Origin of the sequence: Actinoplanes sp. NPDC026670, assembly GCF_040638175.1 — a bacterium.
Lineage (GTDB): Bacteria > Actinomycetota > Actinomycetes > Mycobacteriales > Micromonosporaceae > Actinoplanes.
On the sequence record NZ_JBEZXU010000002.1, the window covers coordinates 37,284 to 58,162 of the forward strand.

The 20,879-nt window shown below is 70.2% G+C and carries 21 protein-coding genes and 1 pseudogene; 14 read left to right on the forward strand and 8 right to left on the reverse strand.

The genetic code is table 11. The features are described 5' to 3' along the window. The first annotated feature begins 18 nt into the window (after positions 1-18). A complete protein-coding gene (locus tag AB0E94_RS01890; RefSeq protein ID WP_360320972.1) occupies positions 19-963 on the forward strand; it encodes a LysR family transcriptional regulator in 945 nt (314 codons plus the stop codon). 66 nt (positions 964-1,029) lie between these two features. After that, complete coding sequence (locus AB0E94_RS01895; protein WP_360320975.1) at positions 1,030-2,976, forward strand: tachylectin-related carbohydrate-binding protein; 1,947 nt, start codon at positions 1,030-1,032, stop codon at positions 2,974-2,976. Between the two features lie 18 nt (positions 2,977-2,994). On the opposite strand, the gene AB0E94_RS01900 is transcribed toward AB0E94_RS01895, so the two are convergent. Genes AB0E94_RS01900 through AB0E94_RS01920 form a run of 5 tightly spaced genes read right to left on the reverse strand, consistent with a single transcriptional unit; the run spans position 2,995 to position 8,266 of the window. After that, on the reverse strand, positions 2,995-4,338 hold the full coding sequence (locus AB0E94_RS01900) for an FAD-binding oxidoreductase (protein WP_360320978.1): 1,344 nt from the start codon (positions 4,336-4,338) through the stop codon (positions 2,995-2,997). Further along, complete coding sequence (locus AB0E94_RS01905) at positions 4,335-5,468, reverse strand: FAD-dependent monooxygenase (protein WP_360320981.1); 1,134 nt, start codon at positions 5,466-5,468, stop codon at positions 4,335-4,337. The genes AB0E94_RS01900 and AB0E94_RS01905 overlap by 4 nt, the downstream gene beginning before the upstream one ends. A gap of 12 nt (positions 5,469-5,480) precedes the next feature. Beyond that, positions 5,481-6,254 carry an ATP-binding cassette domain-containing protein gene (locus AB0E94_RS01910; protein WP_360320984.1) on the reverse strand — a complete coding sequence of 258 codons (774 nt, stop codon included), beginning with the start codon at positions 6,252-6,254 and terminating at the stop codon, positions 5,481-5,483. 3 nt (positions 6,255-6,257) lie between these two features. After that, positions 6,258-7,295 (reverse strand): ABC transporter permease, encoded by a 1,038-nt coding sequence (locus AB0E94_RS01915; RefSeq protein ID WP_360320987.1) that lies wholly within the window; start codon positions 7,293-7,295, stop codon positions 6,258-6,260. Positions 7,296-7,297: 2 nt separating this feature from the next. Next, positions 7,298-8,266: a sugar ABC transporter substrate-binding protein gene (locus tag AB0E94_RS01920; protein WP_360320990.1), complete on the reverse strand. Its 969-nt coding sequence runs from the start codon at positions 8,264-8,266 to the stop codon at positions 7,298-7,300. Positions 8,267-8,442: 176 nt separating this feature from the next. On the opposite strand from AB0E94_RS01920, the gene AB0E94_RS01925 reads away from it, so the two are divergent. From AB0E94_RS01925 to AB0E94_RS01965, 9 genes are read left to right on the forward strand one after another with little or no spacing between them, the layout of a single operon-like run. Continuing rightward, on the forward strand, positions 8,443-8,733 hold the full coding sequence (locus AB0E94_RS01925; protein ID WP_360320993.1) for a putative quinol monooxygenase: 291 nt from the start codon (positions 8,443-8,445) through the stop codon (positions 8,731-8,733). A gap of 4 nt (positions 8,734-8,737) precedes the next feature. After that, positions 8,738-9,730 carry a fumarylacetoacetate hydrolase family protein gene (locus AB0E94_RS01930; protein ID WP_360320996.1) on the forward strand — a complete coding sequence of 331 codons (993 nt, stop codon included), beginning with the start codon at positions 8,738-8,740 and terminating at the stop codon, positions 9,728-9,730. A 2-nt stretch (positions 9,731-9,732) separates the two neighbouring features. Then, complete coding sequence (locus tag AB0E94_RS01935) at positions 9,733-11,073, forward strand: aldehyde dehydrogenase family protein (RefSeq protein WP_360320999.1); 1,341 nt, start codon at positions 9,733-9,735, stop codon at positions 11,071-11,073. A gap of 55 nt (positions 11,074-11,128) precedes the next feature. Further along, positions 11,129-11,536, forward strand: a complete 408-nt coding sequence (locus tag AB0E94_RS01940; RefSeq protein WP_360321002.1) for a VOC family protein — start codon at positions 11,129-11,131, stop codon at positions 11,534-11,536. Then, entirely contained in the window at positions 11,533-12,288 is a 756-nt protein-coding gene (locus AB0E94_RS01945; RefSeq protein ID WP_360321005.1) for an SDR family NAD(P)-dependent oxidoreductase, read from the forward strand. Before AB0E94_RS01940 ends, AB0E94_RS01945 begins: the two co-directional genes overlap by 4 nt. A 25-nt stretch (positions 12,289-12,313) precedes the next feature. After that, positions 12,314-13,261 carry a VOC family protein gene (locus AB0E94_RS01950; protein ID WP_360321008.1) on the forward strand — a complete coding sequence of 316 codons (948 nt, stop codon included), beginning with the start codon at positions 12,314-12,316 and terminating at the stop codon, positions 13,259-13,261. Beyond that, a complete protein-coding gene (locus AB0E94_RS01955; protein WP_360321011.1) occupies positions 13,261-13,986 on the forward strand; it encodes an SDR family oxidoreductase in 726 nt (241 codons plus the stop codon). The genes AB0E94_RS01950 and AB0E94_RS01955 overlap by 1 nt, the downstream gene beginning before the upstream one ends. Then, positions 13,986-15,143 carry an alpha/beta fold hydrolase gene (locus AB0E94_RS01960; RefSeq protein WP_360321014.1) on the forward strand — a complete coding sequence of 386 codons (1,158 nt, stop codon included), beginning with the start codon at positions 13,986-13,988 and terminating at the stop codon, positions 15,141-15,143. Before AB0E94_RS01955 ends, AB0E94_RS01960 begins: the two co-directional genes overlap by 1 nt. Then, a complete protein-coding gene (locus tag AB0E94_RS01965; protein ID WP_360321017.1) occupies positions 15,140-16,387 on the forward strand; it encodes a family 1 glycosylhydrolase in 1,248 nt (415 codons plus the stop codon). The genes AB0E94_RS01960 and AB0E94_RS01965 overlap by 4 nt, the downstream gene beginning before the upstream one ends. Here the strand turns inward: AB0E94_RS01965 and AB0E94_RS01970 are convergent. Next, entirely contained in the window at positions 16,345-17,076 is a 732-nt protein-coding gene (locus tag AB0E94_RS01970; RefSeq protein WP_360321020.1) for a DUF6461 domain-containing protein, read from the reverse strand. The two genes, AB0E94_RS01965 and AB0E94_RS01970, sit on opposite strands and share 43 nt — an antisense overlap. Before the next feature lie 154 nt (positions 17,077-17,230). On the opposite strand from AB0E94_RS01970, the gene AB0E94_RS01975 reads away from it, so the two are divergent. After that, a complete protein-coding gene (locus tag AB0E94_RS01975) occupies positions 17,231-17,374 on the forward strand; it encodes a hypothetical protein (protein ID WP_360321023.1) in 144 nt (47 codons plus the stop codon). Positions 17,375-17,392: 18 nt separating this feature from the next. On the opposite strand, the gene AB0E94_RS01980 is transcribed toward AB0E94_RS01975, so the two are convergent. Next, positions 17,393-18,355 (reverse strand): 2-oxoglutarate and iron-dependent oxygenase domain-containing protein, encoded by a 963-nt coding sequence (locus AB0E94_RS01980; RefSeq protein ID WP_360321026.1) that lies wholly within the window; start codon positions 18,353-18,355, stop codon positions 17,393-17,395. A 111-nt stretch (positions 18,356-18,466) separates the two neighbouring features. On the opposite strand from AB0E94_RS01980, the gene AB0E94_RS01985 reads away from it, so the two are divergent. Next, entirely contained in the window at positions 18,467-20,233 is a 1,767-nt protein-coding gene (locus tag AB0E94_RS01985) for a DUF6461 domain-containing protein (protein WP_360321029.1), read from the forward strand. 62 nt (positions 20,234-20,295) lie between these two features. Here AB0E94_RS01985 and AB0E94_RS01990 read toward each other — a convergent pair whose 3' ends face one another. Further along, entirely contained in the window at positions 20,296-20,451 is a 156-nt protein-coding gene (locus AB0E94_RS01990) for a hypothetical protein (protein ID WP_360321032.1), read from the reverse strand. 140 nt (positions 20,452-20,591) lie between these two features. On the opposite strand from AB0E94_RS01990, the pseudogene AB0E94_RS01995 reads away from it, so the two are divergent. After that, positions 20,592-20,861: pseudogene (locus tag AB0E94_RS01995) on the forward strand (hypothetical protein); the annotation flags it as partial. Between the last annotated feature and the right edge of the window lie 18 nt (positions 20,862-20,879).

Here is a 20,879-nt window from a genome sequence, read left to right on the forward strand (position 1 = left end):
GCACGAGGAGGCCGAACGATGACTCTGGGCGGTACCGACCTGAATCTGCTGCTCTTTCTGCGTGTCCTGCTGGAGGAGGGCAACGTGACCCGGGCCGGCGCCCGCCTTGATGTGGGCCAGCCCGCGATGAGCGCCGCGCTGGCCAAACTGCGCCGCCGGTTCGACGACGAGCTGCTGGTCCGGGCCGGCCGCGACTACGAGCTGACCCCGTTCGCCCGCGACCTGCTTCCGGAAGTGCAGCATGCGGTACGGCTGATGGCCCGCGCCCTGGACGTCGAAGGCCGGTTCGACGCGTCCACCAGCGAACGGTCGTTCCGGCTGGGCATGAGCGACTACGCGATCGCGGTGCTGCACGAGCCGCTGGTCCGGCTGCTCAGCGCGACCGCCCCGGGCGTACGGCTGGTGATCGAGCATCTGGGCCCGAACGCGCGGACCTCGGAGCGGATCCTGTTCGAGCACGACGCCCTGATCGCCCCGCTGGGGTTCGGGTTCCCCGGCGAGTCACGGCCGCTGTGGCGGGACCGGATGGTGGTGATCGCCGACCGCCGCAACTCGCGGCTGGCCGGCGGCCGGCTGACGCTCGACGACCTGGCGGTGCTGCCGCACGCGGTGGCCGCGTTCGGGCCCGGCATCCTCACCCCGGTCGACCGGGTCTTCGGCGAGGTCGGCGTGGACCGGCGCATCGCGCTTCAGGTGTCCGGTTTCCTGCCGCTGGCGTTCGTCATCGAGGGCACCGAGATGGTCGCCGTCGTGCCGGAGCGGCTGGCCCGCATGCACCTGGCCGACGGCGGCCCGATCACCGTGGTGGAGCCGCCGTTCGGCGAGGTGGTCCTGGCCGAGGGCTACTGGTTCGCCGCCGACCGCCTCTCCGATCCGGCCCACCGCTGGCTGTTCACCCAGCTCGACCAGCTCTCCGGCGAACTGGGCGAACCGGCCCGGCCCCGGCGGACACCACCGGCGTAGATCAATGCCCTGATGATCGTCGAGTAGGGTGATCGGTCCTAGAGGTATTGATCATGGGGGGATCTCTTGGGACTGTTTCATGCTGCCCGAAAATGCGGCTGTCTGCTGCTCACCGGCCTGACCGCGACGACCGCGTGGGTCGCGGTCCCGGCCCGGCCGGCGTCGGCGGCGGTCGCGGTGACCGGCACCCGGACCATCGCTCCCGGGCTGACCCTGAGCACCGTGACCGGCACCGGATCATCGCTGCCGGTTCAGGTCTTCGAGGCGGACCTGACCACGCCCACGCTCGGGGTGAAGTATCTGTCCGGGGCGACCGTCAGCCGCAGCACCGCGACCGTCGCCACCATGGCGGGCGACGCCGGCGCGGTGGCCGCGGTCAACGGTGACTTCTGGGACCCGGATGCCGCCGGAACCAACGCGCCGAACGGCACCGCCATCAGCGACGGGACGCTGCGCAGCGCGCGGGCCGCCACCGCCGGCTACAACGGGGTGGCAGCGTTCACTCCCGCCGCGACGGGCACCCTGGCCGGCTACACCCAGCTGTACCTGGAGGCGACGGTCACACCTGACGGCGGCGCGGCCTTCACCGCCGACCAGCTCAACTCGCCGCGGCTGATCGCCAACGGCGTCGGCGTCTACTCCGAGCTGTGGGGCAGCGCCGACCGGACGATCACCACCGGCAGCGCCTCGCGGGTCCGCGAGGTCGTCATCAGCCAGGGCCGGGTGACCGAGGTCAACGACACGATCGGCGGGCCGGTGGCGCCCGGCTCGGTCGTGCTCGTCGGCACCGGCACCGGGGTCGACCGGCTCGCGGCGCTCACCGCCGGCACCCCGGTCACCGTCGACTACCGGCCCGTCGACGGGTCCGGCCAGCCGGCCGCCGCCACGGTCGCCATCGGCGCCCACCCCGACTGGATCCTGCTGGAGAACGGCGTGGTGAAGACCTTCACCAACACCACGACCCGGCCGCGTACGGCGATCGGCTTCTCCGCCGACGGCACCCGCATCTGGATCCTGGCCGCGAACGGCGACGACCGCACCGGCATGACGTTCGCGCAGGCGGCACAGGCGCTCAAGGGGCTCGGCGCGGACGATGCGATCAGCCTCGACGGCGGCGGTTCGACCAGAATGGTCGCCCGCCTGCCCGGGACCACCGGGGTGTCGGCGGTCGGCGGCACCCAGACCGAGGAGCGCCCGGTGCCCAGCGGCCTCGGGCTGACCTCGGCCGCACGGTCCACCGACTGCGCCACGAGCGCCACGATCTACGCCGTCGCCCCCGACGGCAGGATGTACCTGTACGGCCTGCACCAGCCGTCCACCACCAGCACCACCTGGGAGTACGTCAACGACCGGAACGCGATCGGCGCCGGCTGGAATCAGTTCGGCAAGGTGCTCGGCGGGCCGGGCGGCCGGGTCTACGGGATCAAGTCCGACGGGCTGTACCAGTACGTCTGGGGCGGTTTGGCGCAGCGCTGGACGTACCCCGTGGGGTCGCTCGGCTCGTGGTTCGGTCAGTATGCGCAGCCGGGCTGGAACGACCGGATCACCGTCGACCGGCAGGGTGACTTCTACCGTATCGACAGCGCCGGGAATCTCATCTGGTCACGGCTGGACGAGCAGACCTGGACCTGGTCGATCGAGCAGACCATCGACACCGGGTGGGAGAAATACGACAAGGTGATCGCCGCCGACACCGGTGTGCTCTACGCGCGGGCCGCCGCCGACGGCCGTCTGTACCGGTACCACTTCGACCCCGCCGCCCGGACCTGGGTCGCCAAGGGCGTCTGGGCGGGCGCCGGCTGGCAGCAGTTCTCCGGCGGAGTGTTCTCGGCCGGCGGGAACACCCTGTTCGGTCTGCCCGGCAACGGTGACCTGCGGCAGTACCGGCACCGCGAGTGGGACAGCGCGTGGGCGATCTCCGGCCGGGACATCGGTGACGGCTGGCAGCAGTTCGCCGACGTCACCGCCGCACCGGACGCCTGCCGGCTCACCACCGACGTCTACCGCCCCTGAAGGCCACCGGGCGGGCGGTCAGCCCGCCCAGTGGTTGCGGTTCAGGGCGCCGCCCAGGTAGCCGCAGAATACGCCGTCCGGATCACGCTCGGTGACGATCTTGCGGTAGCGCTGCCAGGCGTCGTCGGACATGAAGCGGACCTGGCGGCGGCTCAGGTCGCTGTCACCGAGGTACTGGCCGGCGGTCACCGGTTCCAGGTCCGTCATCGCGGCGGCCAGCCACCGCTGGTGGCGTTCGTCGTCGGCCGGGTCCTGCCACAGCACGTAGCTGGCCAGGTAGATCTCCGACTGCACGGAGAACGCCATGTCCGGCAGCTCCCGCAACGGCGCCATGCTGAACCAGATCGTGAACGCCTTCTCGTTCGGCAGCGTCGTGAACGCCCGCCGCATCGCCGGCACCACGTCCCCCGCCGGGCCGGTGAGCCAGGCGTTGTCGACGGCCCACCGATGTCCCTCCGGGTTGTCGGCCAGCTGCCGGGCCCGCTGTTCGTCGAGCGTCGTCGGGACCGCGTCCACCACGAACAGGGCCCGCCCGAGGGCGGGATTGGCCCGCAACGGCGCGAGCGCGGCGTCGGCTTGCGGTGCGTCCGCGACGAGCGCGACCGCAGTCACCAGCAGGATGGGGTACGGCGAGAGCTCCACGTCCGTCTTGGTCAGCGCCACGATCTCCACGTTGCTGTCGACCGTGCCGTGCATGCCTTGCAGCCACGTCATCACTTCGTCGAAGTCGTCGAGCCGGTACGCCTGCACGGTCTGCGCCACATACCCGGGGGCGGGCAACGTCCGCAGGTGGAAGCGGGTCACCACCCCGGGAAAGCCGGGGCCGGAGCCGCGGGCCGCCCAGTACAGGTCGCTGTTGACGGTGGCGTCCGCCCGGACCAGCTCGCCGTCGGCGGTGACCACGTCGATCGCCTCGACGTATTCGGCGGCCCAGCCCCAGCCGCGGGCGTTCCAGCCCTGCCCGCCCTGCAGCAGGAACCCGCCGATCCCCACGGTCGGGCAGTGCCCGCCCACGAAGAACCGCCCGTGCCCGGCCAGGAACGGCGCCAGCTCGGTGCCGCCCTGGATCGCCGGTGACGCGGTCGCGATCCCGGTCGTCTCGTCGTAGCCCAGCTCGCGGAGACCGCCGAGGTCGATGACGAGGGCGTCGTCGCGCACCGACCATTGCGCCCAGCTGTGCCCGCCGGACCGGACCGCGACCTGCCAGCCACGGTCGCGGGCCAGCCGTACCCCATCGATGACGTCCTTCTCGCTGGTCGCCCGCAGCACCGCGGCGGGTGACCGGTCGGGAAGCCGCCGGTTGAAGATCCGGTCGGAGCAGGCCTGCTCGAAGCCGGGCGTGCCGCGTTCGATCAGGTTCACGCCGGCTCGCACAGCGCGCCGAGGGTCTGGCCCATCAACCGGCCCGGGTCGGCGCCGGGGGTGTCCGGGTGGATCTCCCACTCGGCCATCAGCAGGCTGTTGTCCAGCACCATCTTCACTCGCGGCAGCCGCCGGGCCATGAACGCCGGCAGCACCTCGTCGATTCCGTCGCCGCCGGTCAGCATGTCGGCCAGGACCACCGCGTCCTCGGCGCACATGGCGGCGCCCTGGGCGATCAGCGGCGGGCAGGCGTGCGCCGCGTCGCCGATCACGATCGTCCGGCCGCGGAACCACGGCTCGTCGACCAGGATCGCCTCGATGTACTGGTAGTTGACGACCGCGTCGTCGGCGAGGCTGTCGCGGACCTGGCCCCACACCCCGCCGTACCCCTGCCCGCGCTCTTTCAGGATCTTGCCGTTGGGGTGTTCGCCGACGAACGAGCGGTCGAGGTTGCCCTCCAGCAGGAACGCGTAGCAGAGGTCGTCGGAGATCGGCGTGTAGCCGGCCTTGTACTTCGGGCCGCCGTAGTAGAGGCCGGAGCAGTCCATCTCCTTCGGCCGTTGCGCGACGACCCGCCAGATGCCCATGCCGACCGAACGCGGCGACGTGTCGATGCCGATCATGGATCGGACGCTGGACCGGATGCCGTCCGCGCCGACCAGCAGGTCCACGGTTTCGGTGGTGCCGTCGGACAGGGTCGCGACGACCTCGTGGCCCCGGTCGTCGATCGCCGTGACGGTGGTGCCGGTGCGTACGTCCACCCCGGCGCCGGCGACCCGGCGGGCCAGGATGTCGGCGAGCCGGGCCCGCAGCGCGCCCATCGTCGGCGGCAGGCCGGGCCCGCCCATCGGCGGCGCCGGCATCTCCATGATCTGTACGCCGTCGGCCCGGAACATCCGCAGCCGGTCGAAGGCGCAGCCGTGTTCGGCGAGTTCGTCGAGGATGCCGACGGAGTGGAAGGCCTTGAGCGCGTTGCCCTGCAGGGTGATGCCGTGGCCGACGCCGCCGAGTTCGCGGCGCAGCTCGACCAGGATGACGTGGACGCCGCGCTGGGCGAGCGCGAGGGCGAGGGTGCTGCCGGTGATGCCGCCGCCGACGACGAGGACCCGGCGGCTCGGGGAGTCAGCCATGAGGACTGCCTTTCACACGAATTGGGAGGGGCGGGCGCCGGTGATCCAGCCGACGACGGCGTCCGGGTCGGTGTCGGCGACGGCGATGTCGGCGACCTTGCTGCCCCGGTTGAGCACCACGATCCGATCGGCGACCTCGTTGCAGAGCGGAAGGTTGTGGGTGACCAGGACGATCGCGATGCCCTGCCCGGCCATCCGCCGGATCAGCGCCTCGACCTGCTTGGTCTGCTCGTAGCCGAGGGCGGCGGTGGGTTCGTCGAGCAGCAGCACACCGCCGGCTTCACCGGAGACCCGGATCGCGCCGCGGGCCAGGGCGACCACCTGGCGCTGGCCGCCGGAGAGCATCTCCACCGGGCGGGTCATCGGCGCGGTGCGCACGCCGAGGCGGTCGAGTTCGGTCTCGGAGCGTTTACGCATGGCTTTGCGATCGACGAAACCGAGCCAGCCGAGCGGGCCGCGGCGCAGGATCTCCCGGCCGATGTTGAGGTTGGTGGAGATGTCCTGCGGGTCGACCAGGGCGAGGTCCTGGTAGACCATCTGGATGCCGGCGGCCGCCGAGTCGCTGGGGGAGTGGAAGGACACCTCGCGGCCGTTGACCGCGATCGTGCCGCCGCTCGGGCGGTGGGCGCCGGACATCACCTTGAGCAGGGTGGATTTGCCGGCGCCGTTGTCGCCGAGCAGGCCGACCACCTCGCCAGGCTGGACGTGGAAGTCGATGCCGGACAGCGCCCGCACGTAGCCGTAGTGCATGTCGATGCCGGTGAGTCGCAGAGCGGGAGTCGTCATGGGTCAGACCTGCTTCTTGTGGACCGACAGGTTGGCGCTGCTCATCAGCCGGTTCGAGACACCGGTCTGCACGATCCGCTCCAGCAGCAGCGACGCGAGCAGCAGCACGCCGGTGGTGACGGTCGCCCAGTATGGCTGCACCCCGCGGATGGTCAGGCCGTTGGCGATGGTGGCCAGGATCAGCGCGCCGACCAGCACCCGGGGCAGGCTGCCGCGCCCGCCGGTCAGCGCCACCCCGGCCAGCGCGACCGCGGTGAGGGCGTTGAAGATGATGCTGGGGCTGGCCTCCGGGGTGGCCTCGGTGGTGATCGCCGCGGTGACCAGCCCGCCGAGGGCGGCGCACAGCCCGGAGATCACGAACCCGAGGACCTTGTACCGGTCGGCGTGGATGCCGGACCGGCGCACCGCCTCGGCGTTGCCACCGACCGCCATCAGCCGGATCCCGTCCCGGGTACGGGTCAGGAACACCGTCCCGACCAGGAACAACAGGGCGACGATGTACACCGGCGCCGGCACCCCGAGGTACCTGTCGGTGCCCATGAACGTCAGCCCGGTCAGCCCGGGGAAGGTGTAGCCGCCGGCGATCACCGCGGCCAGCCCGGACAGCGCCGACAGCGTGCCGATGGTGACGATGATCGGGTTGAAGCCGCGCAGCACGATCAGCCCGTTGGCCAGGCCGACCAGCACCCCGCTGGCCAGCCCGGCGAGCAGCCCGGCCCACACCGGCTGACCGTTGGTGATCAGCCAGCCGGTGAGGCAGGACGCGAACGCCGCGGTGCCCGGCAGCGACAGATCCAGCACACCGGTCATCACGCCGAAGCCGACACCGGCGGCGAAGATCGCGGTGAGCGCGGCCGCGTTGGCGATCAGCAGCGCGTTGTCCAGGGTCGCGAAGTAGGGGGCGCACCAGAACGAGAAGGCCAGGATGATCAGGCCCCAGAGCACGAAGATGCCACGGTCGCGGACGAACAGCAGGGCGGAGACGGCACGCGGAACGTCGTGGCCGGTCGGAACGGTCGTCTCCGCCGCGGGTGCGGTCACCGTCACTGCCCACCCGCTGCCGTGATCACCTTCTGCGGCGTCGCGAGCTGCTGGCCCTGGGCCGTCGGGTTGGCCATCATCGCGGTGAGGCTGTCGAACGACTGGACCATGTCGGCGTCGAACTGGAGCGCCACCGATGCGTAGATCTTCCCGTCCTTGACCGCCTGCAGGACCTCGTCGTTGCCGCCGGTCTCGGTGATGCAGGGCAGTTCCTTGCCGGCCGCGGCGAACGCGCCGACCGCACCGAGGGCGCCCTCGTCGTTGTTGCCGATCACCGCGTTGGCGCCCGGGTTGCCCTGCAGGGCGTTGCCGATGTCGGTCTGCGCCTTGGCCCGGTCGCCGACCTGCACCTCGGTGACGATCTCCGCGCCCGGAGCGGCCGCCTTCAGCGCCTCCAGCTGCGCTTTCTCGACGTCCTCTTTGCCGGCGGTGCCCGCGGCCGACACGGTCAGGATGACCTTGGCGGTGCCGCCGAGTTTCTCGTTGATGCACTTGCCGAGCGTTTCGCCGATGGCTTTGCCCTGCGCCGTGTAGTCGATCTTGGCGAAGGTGAGGCCGGCTTGCAGACCGCTCAGTCCGTAATCCTCCGGCACACCGTTGAGCACCAGCGGCACCTTCTTCTCCTGGGCCGTCTTGACCAGGTCGGACAGGGCAGCCGGCTGCACCGCGATCACCCACGCCCCGCCGGCCTTGCCGGACTCGATGACCGTCTTGAGGTCGGTGAGCTGCTTCTGCGGGTCGAGGTTCGGGTCCTGCACCAGCACGGTGTAGCCCTTGCTGGAGCCGTAGCCCTTGACGCCTTCGGACAGGCCCTTCATCGCCGGGATCTTCAGAGCCAGCGGCGAGAACACGATGGTCTTGGCGTTGTCGGCGCCCGCTGCGGCACCCGTGGCCGGCTGGGTTCCGCCGGAGCTGCAAGCGGCGAGGAAAAGGGATCCGGCGGTCAGAGCGGCGAAAGTTATGCGATTCACGGCGCCTCCTGGGCTATGTGACGTTCTTGTTAACCGTGGTCTGGCTCACAGACAACACGCGCCACATGTGGATCGGAACCCTCATCGCGGTGATGGCAGGCATCGCTGTCAGAGCTTTCCGCCCACCACAGGCCCGCGCCTAGCGTGGCGGCAGAACCCAACGAGGAGGAAAACCCATGGCCTACGTCGTCAGCGCTACCTGGGTCGCCGAGCCCGGCCAGGAGAGCGTGGTGCTCGACGCGATCGAGAAGCTGACCCCGATCTCGCGAGCCGAACCGGGCAACCGCTTCTACCAGGCCTACCAGGACCCGGCCGAGCCCAGCACCTTCCACCTGTTCGAGATCTACGACGACGAGGACGCCTACAAGGCGCACGGCACGTCCGAGCACTTCGAGAAGTACGGCTTCGGCCAGGCCATCCCGGTGCTCGCCAAGCGTGAGCGCGCCTTCTACGAGACGATCGGCTGATCAGATGAGACTGGCCAGCTTCCGGCCGGCGGACGTGCCGGCGAGTGAGTCAGCCGCCCGCCGGACCGGACTGGTCGTCGGCGAGCGCAACGAGTGGTGGCTGCACCCGTTCCCGGACGGCACCGACCTGGTCGGCCTGCTCGCCGCCGACCCGGCCGACCGGGAGGCCGCCGCCGACGCCGCCGCACAGGGCGACGGACTGCGCCCCGACCAGGTCGTCCTGCTCCCGCCGGTCTACCCGGTGGCGATGCGTGACTTCCTCACCTTCGAAGCCCACGTCGAAGGCGTCGGCAAAGGCATGCAGGGCCACGCGTCGGTGCCACCCGAGTGGTACGCCGCCCCGTCCTTCCTGTTCATGGCCCCGCACGCGGTCACCGGCGCGCACGACGACGTGGCCATGCCACCGGACACCGAGCGCCTCGACTACGAGCTGGAGATCGCCGCGATCATCTGCCGCGACGTGCGCAACGTGAGCCCCGAACAGGCCCGTGCGGCGATCGGCGGCTACTGCGTGATGAACGACTGGTCGGCCCGTGACGTGCAGGGCCGGGAGATGAAACTCGGCCTCGGCCCGTCCAAGGGCAAGGACTTCGCGACCACGATCGGCCCGTGGGTGGTCACCGCCGACGAACTCGACGACTGCCGCGACGCCGACGGATTCCTCGACCTGGCCATGACGGTACGCGTCAACGGCGTCGAGACCGGCGCCGACCGCAGCAGCCACATGGGCTGGTCGTTCGAGCACCTGGTCTCCTACGCCTCCCGGGCCTCCTGGGTGAAGGCCGGTGAGGTGCTCGCCTCCGGCACCTGCGCGTCGGGCGCCCTGGCCGAGGCGTGGGGCCGCACCGGCACCCTCACCCCGCCGCCACTGCAGGTCGGTGACGTGGTCGAGATGACCATCGAACGCCTCGGCACGGTCCGCAACCGCATCGTTGAGAGCACCGAACAGGTGCCGCCGGTCGTGCCGGCCCGTCGTCGCGTACCACAGGGGGTCTGACCATGATCTCCACCCGCAACCCGGCGACCGGCGCCGAACTGCACCGATACGAGTCCCACGACGACGCCGCGGTGGACGCCGCGCTGGCGGCGACCGCCGCCGCGGCCCAGCGGTGGGCCGTCACCGGCCTGGACGAGCGGCTGGCCCTGCTGCGCGCGGTCGGCAAGCTGCTGTCCGACCGCCGCGACGAGTACGCCGCCCTGATCACCGCCGAGATGGGCAAACCGCTCGCCGAATCCCTCGCCGAGATCGACAAGTGCGCCTGGAACTGCCGGGTCGTCGCCGACCTGGCACCCGGCTGGCTCGCCGACCGGGAGATCGCGTCGGGCGCGACCCGGTCGTGGATCTCCTACGAGCCACTGGGCGTGATCTTCGCGGTGATGCCGTGGAACTTCCCGTTCTGGCAGGTCCTGCGGTTCGCCTGCGCGGCCCTGTCCGCCGGCAACGCCGCCCTGCTCAAGCACAGCCCCGACGTCACCGGCTGCGCGCTGGCGATCGAGGCGCTGTTCACCGACGCCGGCGCGCCGCCCGGGCTGTTCCGGTCGCTGGTCGTCGAGGCCGAGCGGGTGCCGCAGGTGTCGGCGCGGATCGTCGCCGACCCACGCATCGCCGCGGTCACCCTGACCGGCAGCGAACGGGCCGGCTCGGCCATCGCGCAGGCCGCCGGGGCCGCGCTGAAGAAGACCGTGCTGGAACTCGGCGGCTCCGACCCGTTCGTCGTGCTCGGCGACGCCGACGTGCAGACGGCCGCCGCCGCTGCGGCCCGCTCCCGGTTCGGCAACGCCGGGCAGAGCTGCGTGTCGGCCAAACGGTTCATCGTGGTCGACGCGGTCGCCGACGAGTTCGTCGCCCTGCTGCTCACCGAGATCCGTTCCCTGGAGATCGGCCCGCTGGCCCGCGCCGATCTCCGGGATGCCGCCGTCCGGCAGATCGAGCAGAGCGTGACCGCCGGGGCTCGGCTGCTCACCGGCGGGACGACGGTCGGCGGGCCCGGGTTCTTCCTGGAACCGGCCGTCCTCGACCAGGTCACCCCGGGCATGGCGGTCTTCGCCGAGGAGACGTTCGGGCCGGTCGCGGCGGTGATCCGGGCCCGCGACGACGAGCATGCGGTCGAGCTGGCCAACGACACCGACTTCGGGCTCGGCTGCTCGGTGTGGGGGATCCCCGAGCACGCCCTCGCGGTCGGGCGGCGGATCCGGTCCGGGGCGCTGTTCGTCAACGCGCCGGTCGCCTCCGACCCACGGCTGCCGTTCGGGGGAGTGGGCCGGTCCGGCTACGGCCGCGAACTGTCCGCCGAAGGGGTCCGCGAGTTCACCAACCTCCGCACGGTGGTGCTGGCATGAGCGACTGCACCGCAGCGAAGCAAGGGCCGGGAGCGCATGCCGAGGAGGGCTCAGCATGAGACTCGATCACGTCGGGCTCACCGTCGGCGACATCGACAAAATGAGTGAGTGGTATCAAGGCGCCCTCGGCCTGACCAGCGAATTCTCCTTCGAGCTCGCCGAGCACCACTTCCGAGGCGTCATGCTGCGGGGCGACGGCTACCGCATCGAGTTGCTCGAACGGGCCGGCAGCACCGGCCGCCCGTCCCCGGCGAACCCGATCGAGGCCGCCCTCACCCGCGGGTTCGGGCACATCGCCCTGGACGTCACGGATGTCGATTCCGCGTACCAGAGATTGATCGAAGCCGGAGCGACCGACCGGATGTCGCCGCGCCCCTCGCCGGAGCCCGGCGTCCGGATGGCGTATGTGGCCGACCCGGAGGGAAACCTGATCGAACTGCTGGACCGGCAGGTGAACGCATGAGACTCGCCGGCAAGATCGCCCTGATCACCGGTGTCGGCGGCGGCATCGGCGCCGCCGCGGCGGCCCGTTTCGCGGCCGAGGGCGCCCGGGTCGTGGGCTGCGACCTCGACACCGTCGGCGCCAAACGCACGGCGAAAGCGGTCCCCGGCATCACCGTGATGGGTGGCGTCGACCTCGGCGACCCGGCCCAGGCCCAGGCATGGGTCGACGAGGCGGTGGCCGTGCACGACGGCATCGACATCCTCTACAACAACGCCTCCACCCAGCGGTTCGGCGCGCTCGACGAACTGAGCACCGCCGACTGGGACTTCACCATGCGCAACGAGCTCAACCTCGTCTACTACACCGTCCGGGCGGCCTGGCCGCACCTGAAACAGCACGGCGGTGGGTCGATCGTCAACGTCGGCTCGATCGCCGCCATCCGCGGCGTCGAGTTCATGGCCCAGAACGCGCACAGCGCCGCCAAGGGCGGCGTCATCGCCCTCACGCTGCAACTGGTTGTCGAAGGCGGCCCGCACGGCATCCGCGCCAACGTGATCAGCCCCGGCCTGATCGAAACCCCCAACACCGCCCCCATGCTCGCCGACCCGCCCGAATCCCTGCGCAAGGTCGTCCTCGACCGCATCCCGCTGGGCCGGCACGGCCGCCCCGACGACGTCGTCAACGCCGCCGTCTTCCTGGCCTCCGACGAGTCGGCCTGGGTCAGCGGCGCCCACCTCGTCGTCGACGGCGGCGGCTCAGTACTCGGTTGATCAGCACTCGGCTGAAAGGTTCGTCATGTCCCACCTCAACGAATTCGGCATCACCCACCTGCGGCACGTCGACCTGGCCGTGCCCGACTACGCCACCCAGCGCACCTTCTACCGCGACACGTGGGGCCTGACCGAGGTCGGCACCGACGGCGACCTGTCCTACCTGGCCGCCGAGGGCTCACCCGAGCAGTACGTCATCCGGCTGCGCAAGGCTGACGAGAAGCGCCTCGACCTGATCTCTTTCGGCGCCACCGACGAGGCCGCCGTCGACGCGCTCGCCGCGAAACTCGGCACCCAGGGCGTCCAGCTGGTCAACCAGCCCGGCAAGCTGCAGACCGCCGGCGGCGGCTACGGCTTCCGGTTCTTCGACGTCGACGGCCGCACCATCGAGATCTCCGCCGACGTGCAGTCCCGCCAGCACCGGGCGATCGAGGAGGGCGAGGCCATCCCGGTCCGCATCTCGCACGCGGTGATGAACTCCAACGACCCCACCATCACCAAGGACTGGTACGAGACCTACCTGGGCTTCAAGCTGTCCGACACGCTGTGGAGCCAGCACATGGGCGAGATGATGCACTTCATGCGGTGCAACGACTGGCACCACAGCCTCGCCATCGCCCGCGGCCCGCACACCTCGGTGCACCACGTGTCGTTCGAGATGCGCGGCCTCGACGAATACATGCGCGGCACCGGCCGGGTCATGCGCGCCGGCATCAAGAAGATCTGGGGACCCGGCCGCCACCTGGCCGGCAACAACACCTTCACCTACTTCCTCGACCCCAGCGGCAACACGATGGAGTACACCACCGAGCTGGAGCGCCTCGAAACCGATCAATGGCACCCCACGCTGTACGACATCGCCGACCCCCAGACGCAGGACCAGTGGGGCACCGCCGACCCGATGAGTGAGATCATCGCGAAGGACAGCTTCAACACCCCCGACCGCGGCGTGTTCGTCGCCCCGCCGGTCTGATGGGCCGTCTCTCCGGCAAGGTCGTCGTGGTCACCGGCGCGGCCCGCGGTCAGGGAGCGGCCGAGGTCGCCGCCCTGACCGCCGCCGGGGCGGAGGTGATCGCCACCGACGTTCTTCCCGGCGCCCGATACCTGGACGTCCGCGACCCCGCCGCCTGGGCCGGGCTCGCCGCCGACCTCGATCGGGTCGACGCCCTGGTCAACAACGCCGGCGTCGCCAGCCGCGGCCGCCTGCCGCACGTCGACCTGGACGTCTGGAACAACACGTTCGCCATCAACGTGACCGGGCCGATGCTCGGCATCCAGGCGCTCGTGCCCCTGATGCCGCCCGGGTCGTCGATCGTCAACGTGTGCTCGGTCGCCGCCCTCTCCGGGCACGTCGCCGCCGCGTACACCGCCAGCAAATGGGCCCTGCGCGGCCTGACCCGATCCGCGTCGCTGGAACTCGGGCCGCGCGGCATCCGGGTCAACGCCGTGATGCCCGGCCTGATCGAGACCCCGCTGATGGAATCCGCGTCACCGGCGTTCCGCACGGCCGCGCTCGCCGAGATCCCCCTCGGCCGCACCGGAACCGTCGCCGACATCGCCCCGGCGATCGTCTACCTCGTCTCCGACGACTCCTCCTACATGACCGGCGCCGAACTGGTGATCGACGGCGGCCTGACCGGCCACGTCTCCCACAAGGGCATCGCCGACGCCATCGCGCCAGCAACGGAAGGCCACTGATGTTCGAGTACTTTCCCGGCAACTACATCTGGAATCTCGGCGTCGTCGCCACCCTCAACTCCGGTGGCACCATCGACGAGGTCGACCGGGCCTGCAAACCCATCCGCGAGCTGGCCCGGCAGGGCTCCGACGTCGGCACCGGTGAGTTCATGGCCTCCTGGCGGCGCGTCGCCGACCAGATCGAGGAACAGGCCGCCGACGCCGAGAAAGCCGGCCACTTCCGCACCGCCGGGCAGAAGTATCTGCGCGCCGCCGCCTACCTGTGCCAGGCCGAACGGATGCTCAGCAACTCCTCGCCCGACCGGCTGCCCACCTACCGCCACCTGCTCGAACTCATGAATAAATCGTTCGAGCTGATCGATCCGGCGACCACCCGCGTGGAGATCCCGTTCGAAGGTTCGAGCCTGCCGGCCTACTTCACCAACGCCTCCCGCGACGGCGAACCCGTACCCACCATGATCATGTGGAACGGGCTCGACTCCACCAAGGAACACATGTACACCTCCGGCTGGCCGGCCGAGATGGCCGCCCGCGGCATCTCCGTGCTCCAGGTCGACTGCCCCGGCTCCGGCGAGGCCCTGCGCCTGCGCGGCCTCACCTCCCGCGTCGAGAGCGAGGACTGGGCCCGCGCCATCGTCGACTGGCTGGAGACCCGCGACGACGTCCGCCACGACCGGATCGGCCTGGTCGGCTGGTCGCTCGGCGGCTACTACGTGCCCCGGGCCGCCGCCTTCGAGAAACGCCTCGCCCTCGCCGTCGCCTGGGGCGCCAACCACAACTGGGGCGAAGTACAGCGCAAACGCCTCGAACGCGAAGGCGAGAACCCGGTACCGCACTACTGGGAACACGTCCTCTGGGTCTGGGGCGAAACCGACATCCCGACATTCATCGCGAAGTCCGAACGGATCAACCTCAACGGCGTCGTCGACCAGATCACCTGCCCGCTTCTGATCACCCACGGCACCAACGACCGGCAGATCAACGTCAACTACGCCCATCAGTCGTACGACCTAGCCGTCGCCGCCCCGAAGAAGGACCTGCGCCTGTTCACCCCGGAGGAGGGCGCCACCGAACACTGCGGCCTCGACCACCTGCCGCACGTGGCCGCCTTCACCGCCGACTGGATCGAAGACACCCTCAAGGAGCTGAACAAATGACCTTCCTGTGGGGCGTCTCCGGCGCCGGACACCAAACTGAGGGCGACAACAGTGGCAGCGACACCTGGTACCTCGAACACGTCAGCCCGACCGTCTTCGCCGAACCCTCCGGCCGCGCCTGCGACAGCTACGCCCGCTGGCAGGAGGACATCGGCCTCGCCGTCGGCATGGGCCTGAACGCCTACCGGTTCTCCGTCGAGTGGGCCCGCGTCGAACCCGTACCCGGAGTCTTCGACCAGGCCGAACTCGACCACTACGAGGCGATCGTCGACCACTGCCTCGCGCAAGGGCTGGCCCCGGTCGTCACGTTCAACCACTTCACCTCACCGCACTGGTTCGCGGCCCTCGGCGGCTGGCTGAACCCGGACGCCCCGGCACTGTTCGCCCGCTACTGCGACCAGGTCGCCGCCCGCTTCGCCGACCGGATCGCCGTCGCCGTCACCCTCAACGAACCCAACCTGGCCCGCCTGCTGACCTGGCTCGACCTGCCGCCGTTCATCCGCGACCAGGAACGCGCCACCCTCGAAGCCGCCAGCCACGCCGCCGGCGTGCCCCGCTACCGGGTCTCGAACGTCATGCTCCCCGAGGAGATGGACGCCATCGCCGACGGCATGACCGCCGGCCACCGCGCCGCCCGCGCCGCGATCAAGGCCCACCGCCCCGACCTGCCGGTCGGCTTCTCCCTGGCGATCGTCGACGACCTGGTCAGCGGAGACGACTCCTCGGTGCGAGACCGCAAACGATCAGAGGTGTACGAACGCTGGCTCGACCTGGCCCGCGAGGACGACTTCGTCGGCGTCCAGAACTACGAAACCATCCTCTACAACGGCGACGGAGCCGTCCCGCCGCCACCGGGCGTCCCGCGCAACCAGATGGGCAGCGCTATCGAACCGCTGTCGCTCGCCGGGGCCGTCCGCTACGCCCACGCGATGACCGGCCGCCCGGTGCTGGTCACCGAACACGGCATGGCCACCCCCGACGACACCCTGCGCGACGCGTTCCTGGCCCCGGCCCTCGAAGGCCTGCACCGGGCGATGGCCGACGGCGTCCCGGTGCTCGGCTACCTGCACTGGACCCTGCTCGACAACTTCGAGTGGATCTTCGGCTACGCCTTCCACTACGGCCTGCACGAGGTGGACCGCGAAACCTTCACCCGAACCCCGAAACCCAGCGCCAAGACGTACGCCGCCCTGGTCGCCGCCTATCGTCCGCCGTACGGATCACGAACGGCCGCCGCCAGGTAATCGGATCCGCGCAGGTTCTGCTCGGTGAGGGGAACACCGGTGAGCCGCTCGGTGAGCACCAGGGCGGCCTCGGTGTAGTCGCGGCGGGGCGTGTCGTCGAAACCGAGCCCAGCCATCTCGGTACGGATCCGGTCCGGGGCGGACCCGTACACCCTCGCCGGGTAGGTCGGATCGAAGTCGGCGACGATCGTCCCGTCCTCCACGAGCACGAAACGACTGTCGCTCTCGACATTGCAGTAGTTGGAGATCAGCCGGGTGCCGGCCGACAACGACTGCATCAGCTCGTCCTCGATGGCGACGAACCCGTTGTACTCGACCAGCAGACTCCAGTCGCCGGTGTCGGTGATCGCCAGCAACGCGTCGTCCTCACCCGGCTCCGGCAGCGAATCCCACGGGTGGACCTGCCCGGCCCGCGCGCCCAGCCGGCGGGCGAACTCGGCCGGCGCGACCCCGCGCAGCCACGTCAGGGAGAAGCCCAGGCCCGAGAACTTCGGATCCTCCACCAGCCAGGTGTAGTCCGTCGCCACCGCCGGGGTGGCCCGGGCGCCCCAGAGCCGCCCGCTCCGGGTCGACGGCGCAGGACTCCCGGTCGTCGGCGCGGGCGCGGCGGGCGGCGAATCCCCGGCCGGCCCCGTGCAGCCGGCGACCGGCAGCCCGGCGACCAGCACAAGAAGCCCGCGTCTGCGCATGCCCACCAGTCTCGCAGCTTCCGCGGCCCAGGACCGCCAGCCGTCGCTCACCACTGGAATACCGCCAGCTTTACCGTGCTCAGCGACGGCTGGGACCGTCAGCCGTCGTTCACTACTGGAATGCGAGCGGCTTTACCGTGCTCAGCGACGGCTGATGGCCGTCGCGATTCCGTTCATCGTGGCCGGCGTGCTGGGCGCCAGGAAGGCATGGGCGAGTCTGGAGCGAGAGCTGTCCGGGACTGAGGTCAAATCGGCCTCGACCATCGCGACCTTTCAGGATCTGCTGCGACGGCGCTGATCTACGCAGGGGCCGCCGTCAGTCGACCGAGGCGGCGGCCTCCCGTTCCCGGTAGTAGTCGCCGGCCACCACCGGCGGATAGTCGGTTCCGCCGCCGACCGGGGGAGCGAGCGACGTGACGACCCGGTCCATGTCCGATTCGCAGAAGACGATCAGGCTGATCAGCTCCTCGTCCGGGTCGGCCTCGGACGGCGGCAGCACCCGGTGCCGGGTGGACCGCCACCGGTCGCCGGTCCACCGGGCGAGCAGATCGGCGATGTTGACGGTGAAGGCGCCCGGCACGTACGGGGCGTCGGCCCACTCACCGTCGAGGGTCTGCACCTGCAGCCCGCCGTAGCCCGGCTGCCGGTCAAGGATGGTCAGCATCCCCCAGTCGGTGTGCGGCGCGACCCGGAACTGGCCGTCGAGTGGTTTGCCGGTGACCGACAACGCCGGATAGCGGTTGATGTTGAACGTGTAGGGCGACTTCCTGGTCCGGTCGACGAAGTAGCCGGTCTCCAGCCCGAGCGCGACGGCCAGCACCTCCAGCAGCTCCCGGTAGAGGTCCTGGATCCGGGTCGCGTACTCGATCACCGGTTCGCGCAGATCCGGCACCTCGGCCGGCCACACGTTCGCCGGGAACCACGCCGGATCGCCGGCGAGATCCTCCCGCCCGAGTGTGAACGTCTCCTTCAGGTCGGCCCGGTCCGCGTCGGCGACCTCACCGTAGAACGCGTTCGCCTCCCGGCCGCAGGCGATCCACCCACGCCCGCCGACACCCGTCGCGTACAACTCCTTGACGGTGTCGGGCAGCAGGAAGAACGCCCGGGACGCCGCCCGGATGCTCTCCTTCAGCGAGTCGTCGATGCCGTGCCCGCCGACCAGGAAGAACCCGGAATCCTGCATGGCCCGGTCGAGCCGCCCGGCGAGCCCGGCCCGTTCCGCGGGGTCCGCGGCCCGCCACGCGCCGATGTCGAAGAGCGGAATGTCCGGCGTGCTCATCATTCACATCCCAGCCGAGAAGGGCATCCTCCCCGACCCTACGCGGCCCCTGTTACGTCCTTTCTCCGGCTTCGCCGAACCGGCGACCCTGCGGTGGGGCAGGCTGGGCGGGTGGCCGACATCGACGCGTTGCCCCTCGACTTCTGTCTCACGTTTGTCCGCGGGCGTGGCCCCGACGAGGTGATCTCGCTGCTCGGCGGGGCGGATCCGGTCTCGATCGTGTCGGCCGACGTCGCCTTCGGCGCGGCCGACGCCATCGAGGAATGGGTGGACGAGGATGGCGAATCTCATCCGACCCACCTCGACTACGTGGCGGTCACGCAGATCGGTGACTGGGCGATGATCGTCGAACCGAACGGGTTCCACTGCACCGATTCCGCCGTGCAGGCGACGTTGTCCGCAGGCGGCGAGATGGTGTCGTTCTACTACAACGAGAACACCACTCCGCGCTTCAGTTGGTCCGTCGACGGCCACGAGGTGGTCGGGTTCGTTCCGTCCTACCCGGCGGACCGGTACGGCACCGACCCCGGACGGCTGAGCGGACTCGGCTTCGAACCGCAGACCGACGAAGACGGGTTCGCCGAGGACTTCAAGGACGAGACCGGCGCACTGATGGACCAGCTCACCGGCGTGGACTGGGACGCGGACTTCCTGGAACAGGCGACGTTCCGCTGCGCCGGCGTCGGCCGCGGAGCCGCCGAACAGCCGTGGTACGGCGAGGTTCAGGAGGAACTGGCCGCGTTCGCCGACGATCCACGCGACTGGAACGATGAGCTCCAGCGCGAGCAGTGGATCGAGATCGGAGTCACCGACCAGCGGATCAGAGCGCTCGGACACGCCGGAATCCGGGTGTTCGAGCAGGACAGCGACCTGGCGACCACGATCGCCTACGCTCCCGCCGAGTTGCTCGAACGGATGACCGCGTGGACCTGGGAGAGGCCGTTCCGGCTCGCCGGCATCGCCGACGAACCGTGGTTCGGGCCGATCAGGGACCTCGTTCGGCGCGGCGACCGTCCCGCAGCCGAGGATCAGCGACTGGTCGAGGAGCGGATGGATCCGTTCCTGCGGACGACATTGCCGATCTGGATGCGTGACGACGAGAGCCGGCGGCGGAACGCGGTCGGAGTGCTGCTGGCCCAGTGGGATTCGGACGGCCCGGCGGCCGACCTGTGCTCGGCCTTCTCCCACGCCGAAGGCGCCGGCGCCGGTGAACTGCCCGACCTGCTCACCGCGCTGAGGCAGGCGTTCCCCGAACTCGATCACGTCGAGACACCTCAGCCGTCACCGCCACCGGTCGAGCGCGCCGCGGTGCGCCGCAAGCGCGAGGCGCGGGAACGGGAGGAAGCCGAATGGAAACGACGAAATCTGGAACGGAGGTGGGGCGGCCGGATCCCCACCGACGAGCGGTTGCTGGATTCCGAGGTGCAGATGCACGCGGCCGCCCTGGTCCCGTACGACCGCGATCTGATCGATCAGATCGCCGCCGCCCCGGCCGAGGTGCAGCGCGCGATGGCCGTCTGGACGGCACGATACTGCTGCACCCGTTCCGGCATGATCGAGAGGGATTGGGTCGAGGCTGGCGTGCTCGCGTTGGAGCGGGGCGACCCACCACCTGAGTGGTTCACGGACTTCGACGCCGCTTTCGCCCGCTGGCGCGACGTTCCGCCCGAGAGCATCACGCATTCCGTGACTGTCACTATGGGGCCCAGCGAGCCGGTCCGTATCGATCCGGCGATCATCGCGATGCACACGGTCCTGGCCGCCCGTCAGGATGATCCGCTGCTCGCCGTCATGGACACCGTCCACAATGCCGTCGTCAACTACGAACCGGAAACCGTGATACCCGCTTTCCGGGCCGCTTTCGCCCTTGTGAACTGACGGTCTCCGCGGTGTCGCCGGGCAGCCCTACTTCGTGGCTGCCCGGCTCCACCGCGGTGGGGTCAGAACCAGACTTTTCGGCCACCGACCGGCCTGCCGACGGCGCCCAGAACCCAGAGCACCGCGCCGATCACCAGCAGGATGACGCCGATCGTGTACAGGATCGACACGTTCAGCAGGTAGCCCAGAAGCAACAGGATGAGCCCGATGACAAGCATTTCCTTCTCCGTCCGTCCGCGGGTGTCCCCGCCCGACGCCTCACTACCCAGTGCCTCTCGCGAGCAATCCTGGCCGCCACCCGGTGGGCAGACGGTCAGGTCTTCAGGTGGGCTCCGGAAAGCTATGTGATCATCTGGTTGGCCCGGACCCGTCGGAGCAGGCCGACGCGGCCACGCTGCGTCGAGCGTTCGCGACTCTGGATCTGCTGGTCATCACGGTGATCACCGCGGAGACCGAGCGCATCCTGCCGCCCGCGGAGTTGCCCGGCCTCCGTTCACGGATGAACGACGCCCTGCTGGAACTGGTCTACGACGACCCACTCGACGCCTGGCCGGACACCCCCGTCCTGGAGCTGAACGGCCCTCTCGACGCTCGCTTGGAGACGGTGTTCGCGACCCTCAAGCCGTAGCCGGAGAAGAACCTCGGC

Excerpts from the sequence above, each read along its gene's own strand:
- AB0E94_RS01890 (WP_360320972.1), top strand. The coding sequence starts at position 19 with ATGACTCTGGGCGGTACCGACCTGAATCTGCTGCTCTTTCTGCGTGTC.
- AB0E94_RS01905 (WP_360320981.1), bottom strand. The coding sequence starts at position 5,468 with ATGGCTGACTCCCCGAGCCGCCGGGTCCTCGTCGTCGGCGGCGGCATC.
- AB0E94_RS01910 (WP_360320984.1), bottom strand. The coding sequence starts at position 6,254 with ATGACGACTCCCGCTCTGCGACTCACCGGCATCGACATGCACTACGGC.
- AB0E94_RS01925 (WP_360320993.1), top strand. The coding sequence starts at position 8,443 with ATGGCCTACGTCGTCAGCGCTACCTGGGTCGCCGAGCCCGGCCAGGAG.
- AB0E94_RS01930 (WP_360320996.1), top strand. The coding sequence starts at position 8,738 with ATGAGACTGGCCAGCTTCCGGCCGGCGGACGTGCCGGCGAGTGAGTCA.
- AB0E94_RS01935 (WP_360320999.1), top strand. The coding sequence starts at position 9,733 with ATGATCTCCACCCGCAACCCGGCGACCGGCGCCGAACTGCACCGATAC.
- AB0E94_RS01940 (WP_360321002.1), top strand. The coding sequence starts at position 11,129 with ATGAGACTCGATCACGTCGGGCTCACCGTCGGCGACATCGACAAAATG.
- AB0E94_RS01945 (WP_360321005.1), top strand. The coding sequence starts at position 11,533 with ATGAGACTCGCCGGCAAGATCGCCCTGATCACCGGTGTCGGCGGCGGC.
- AB0E94_RS01950 (WP_360321008.1), top strand. The coding sequence starts at position 12,314 with ATGTCCCACCTCAACGAATTCGGCATCACCCACCTGCGGCACGTCGAC.
- AB0E94_RS01955 (WP_360321011.1), top strand. The coding sequence starts at position 13,261 with ATGGGCCGTCTCTCCGGCAAGGTCGTCGTGGTCACCGGCGCGGCCCGC.
- AB0E94_RS01960 (WP_360321014.1), top strand. The coding sequence starts at position 13,986 with ATGTTCGAGTACTTTCCCGGCAACTACATCTGGAATCTCGGCGTCGTC.
- AB0E94_RS01965 (WP_360321017.1), top strand. The coding sequence starts at position 15,140 with ATGACCTTCCTGTGGGGCGTCTCCGGCGCCGGACACCAAACTGAGGGC.
- AB0E94_RS01970 (WP_360321020.1), bottom strand. The coding sequence starts at position 17,076 with ATGCGCAGACGCGGGCTTCTTGTGCTGGTCGCCGGGCTGCCGGTCGCC.
- AB0E94_RS01975 (WP_360321023.1), top strand. The coding sequence starts at position 17,231 with ATGGCCGTCGCGATTCCGTTCATCGTGGCCGGCGTGCTGGGCGCCAGG.
- AB0E94_RS01980 (WP_360321026.1), bottom strand. The coding sequence starts at position 18,355 with ATGAGCACGCCGGACATTCCGCTCTTCGACATCGGCGCGTGGCGGGCC.
- AB0E94_RS01990 (WP_360321032.1), bottom strand. The coding sequence starts at position 20,451 with ATGCTTGTCATCGGGCTCATCCTGTTGCTTCTGGGCTACCTGCTGAAC.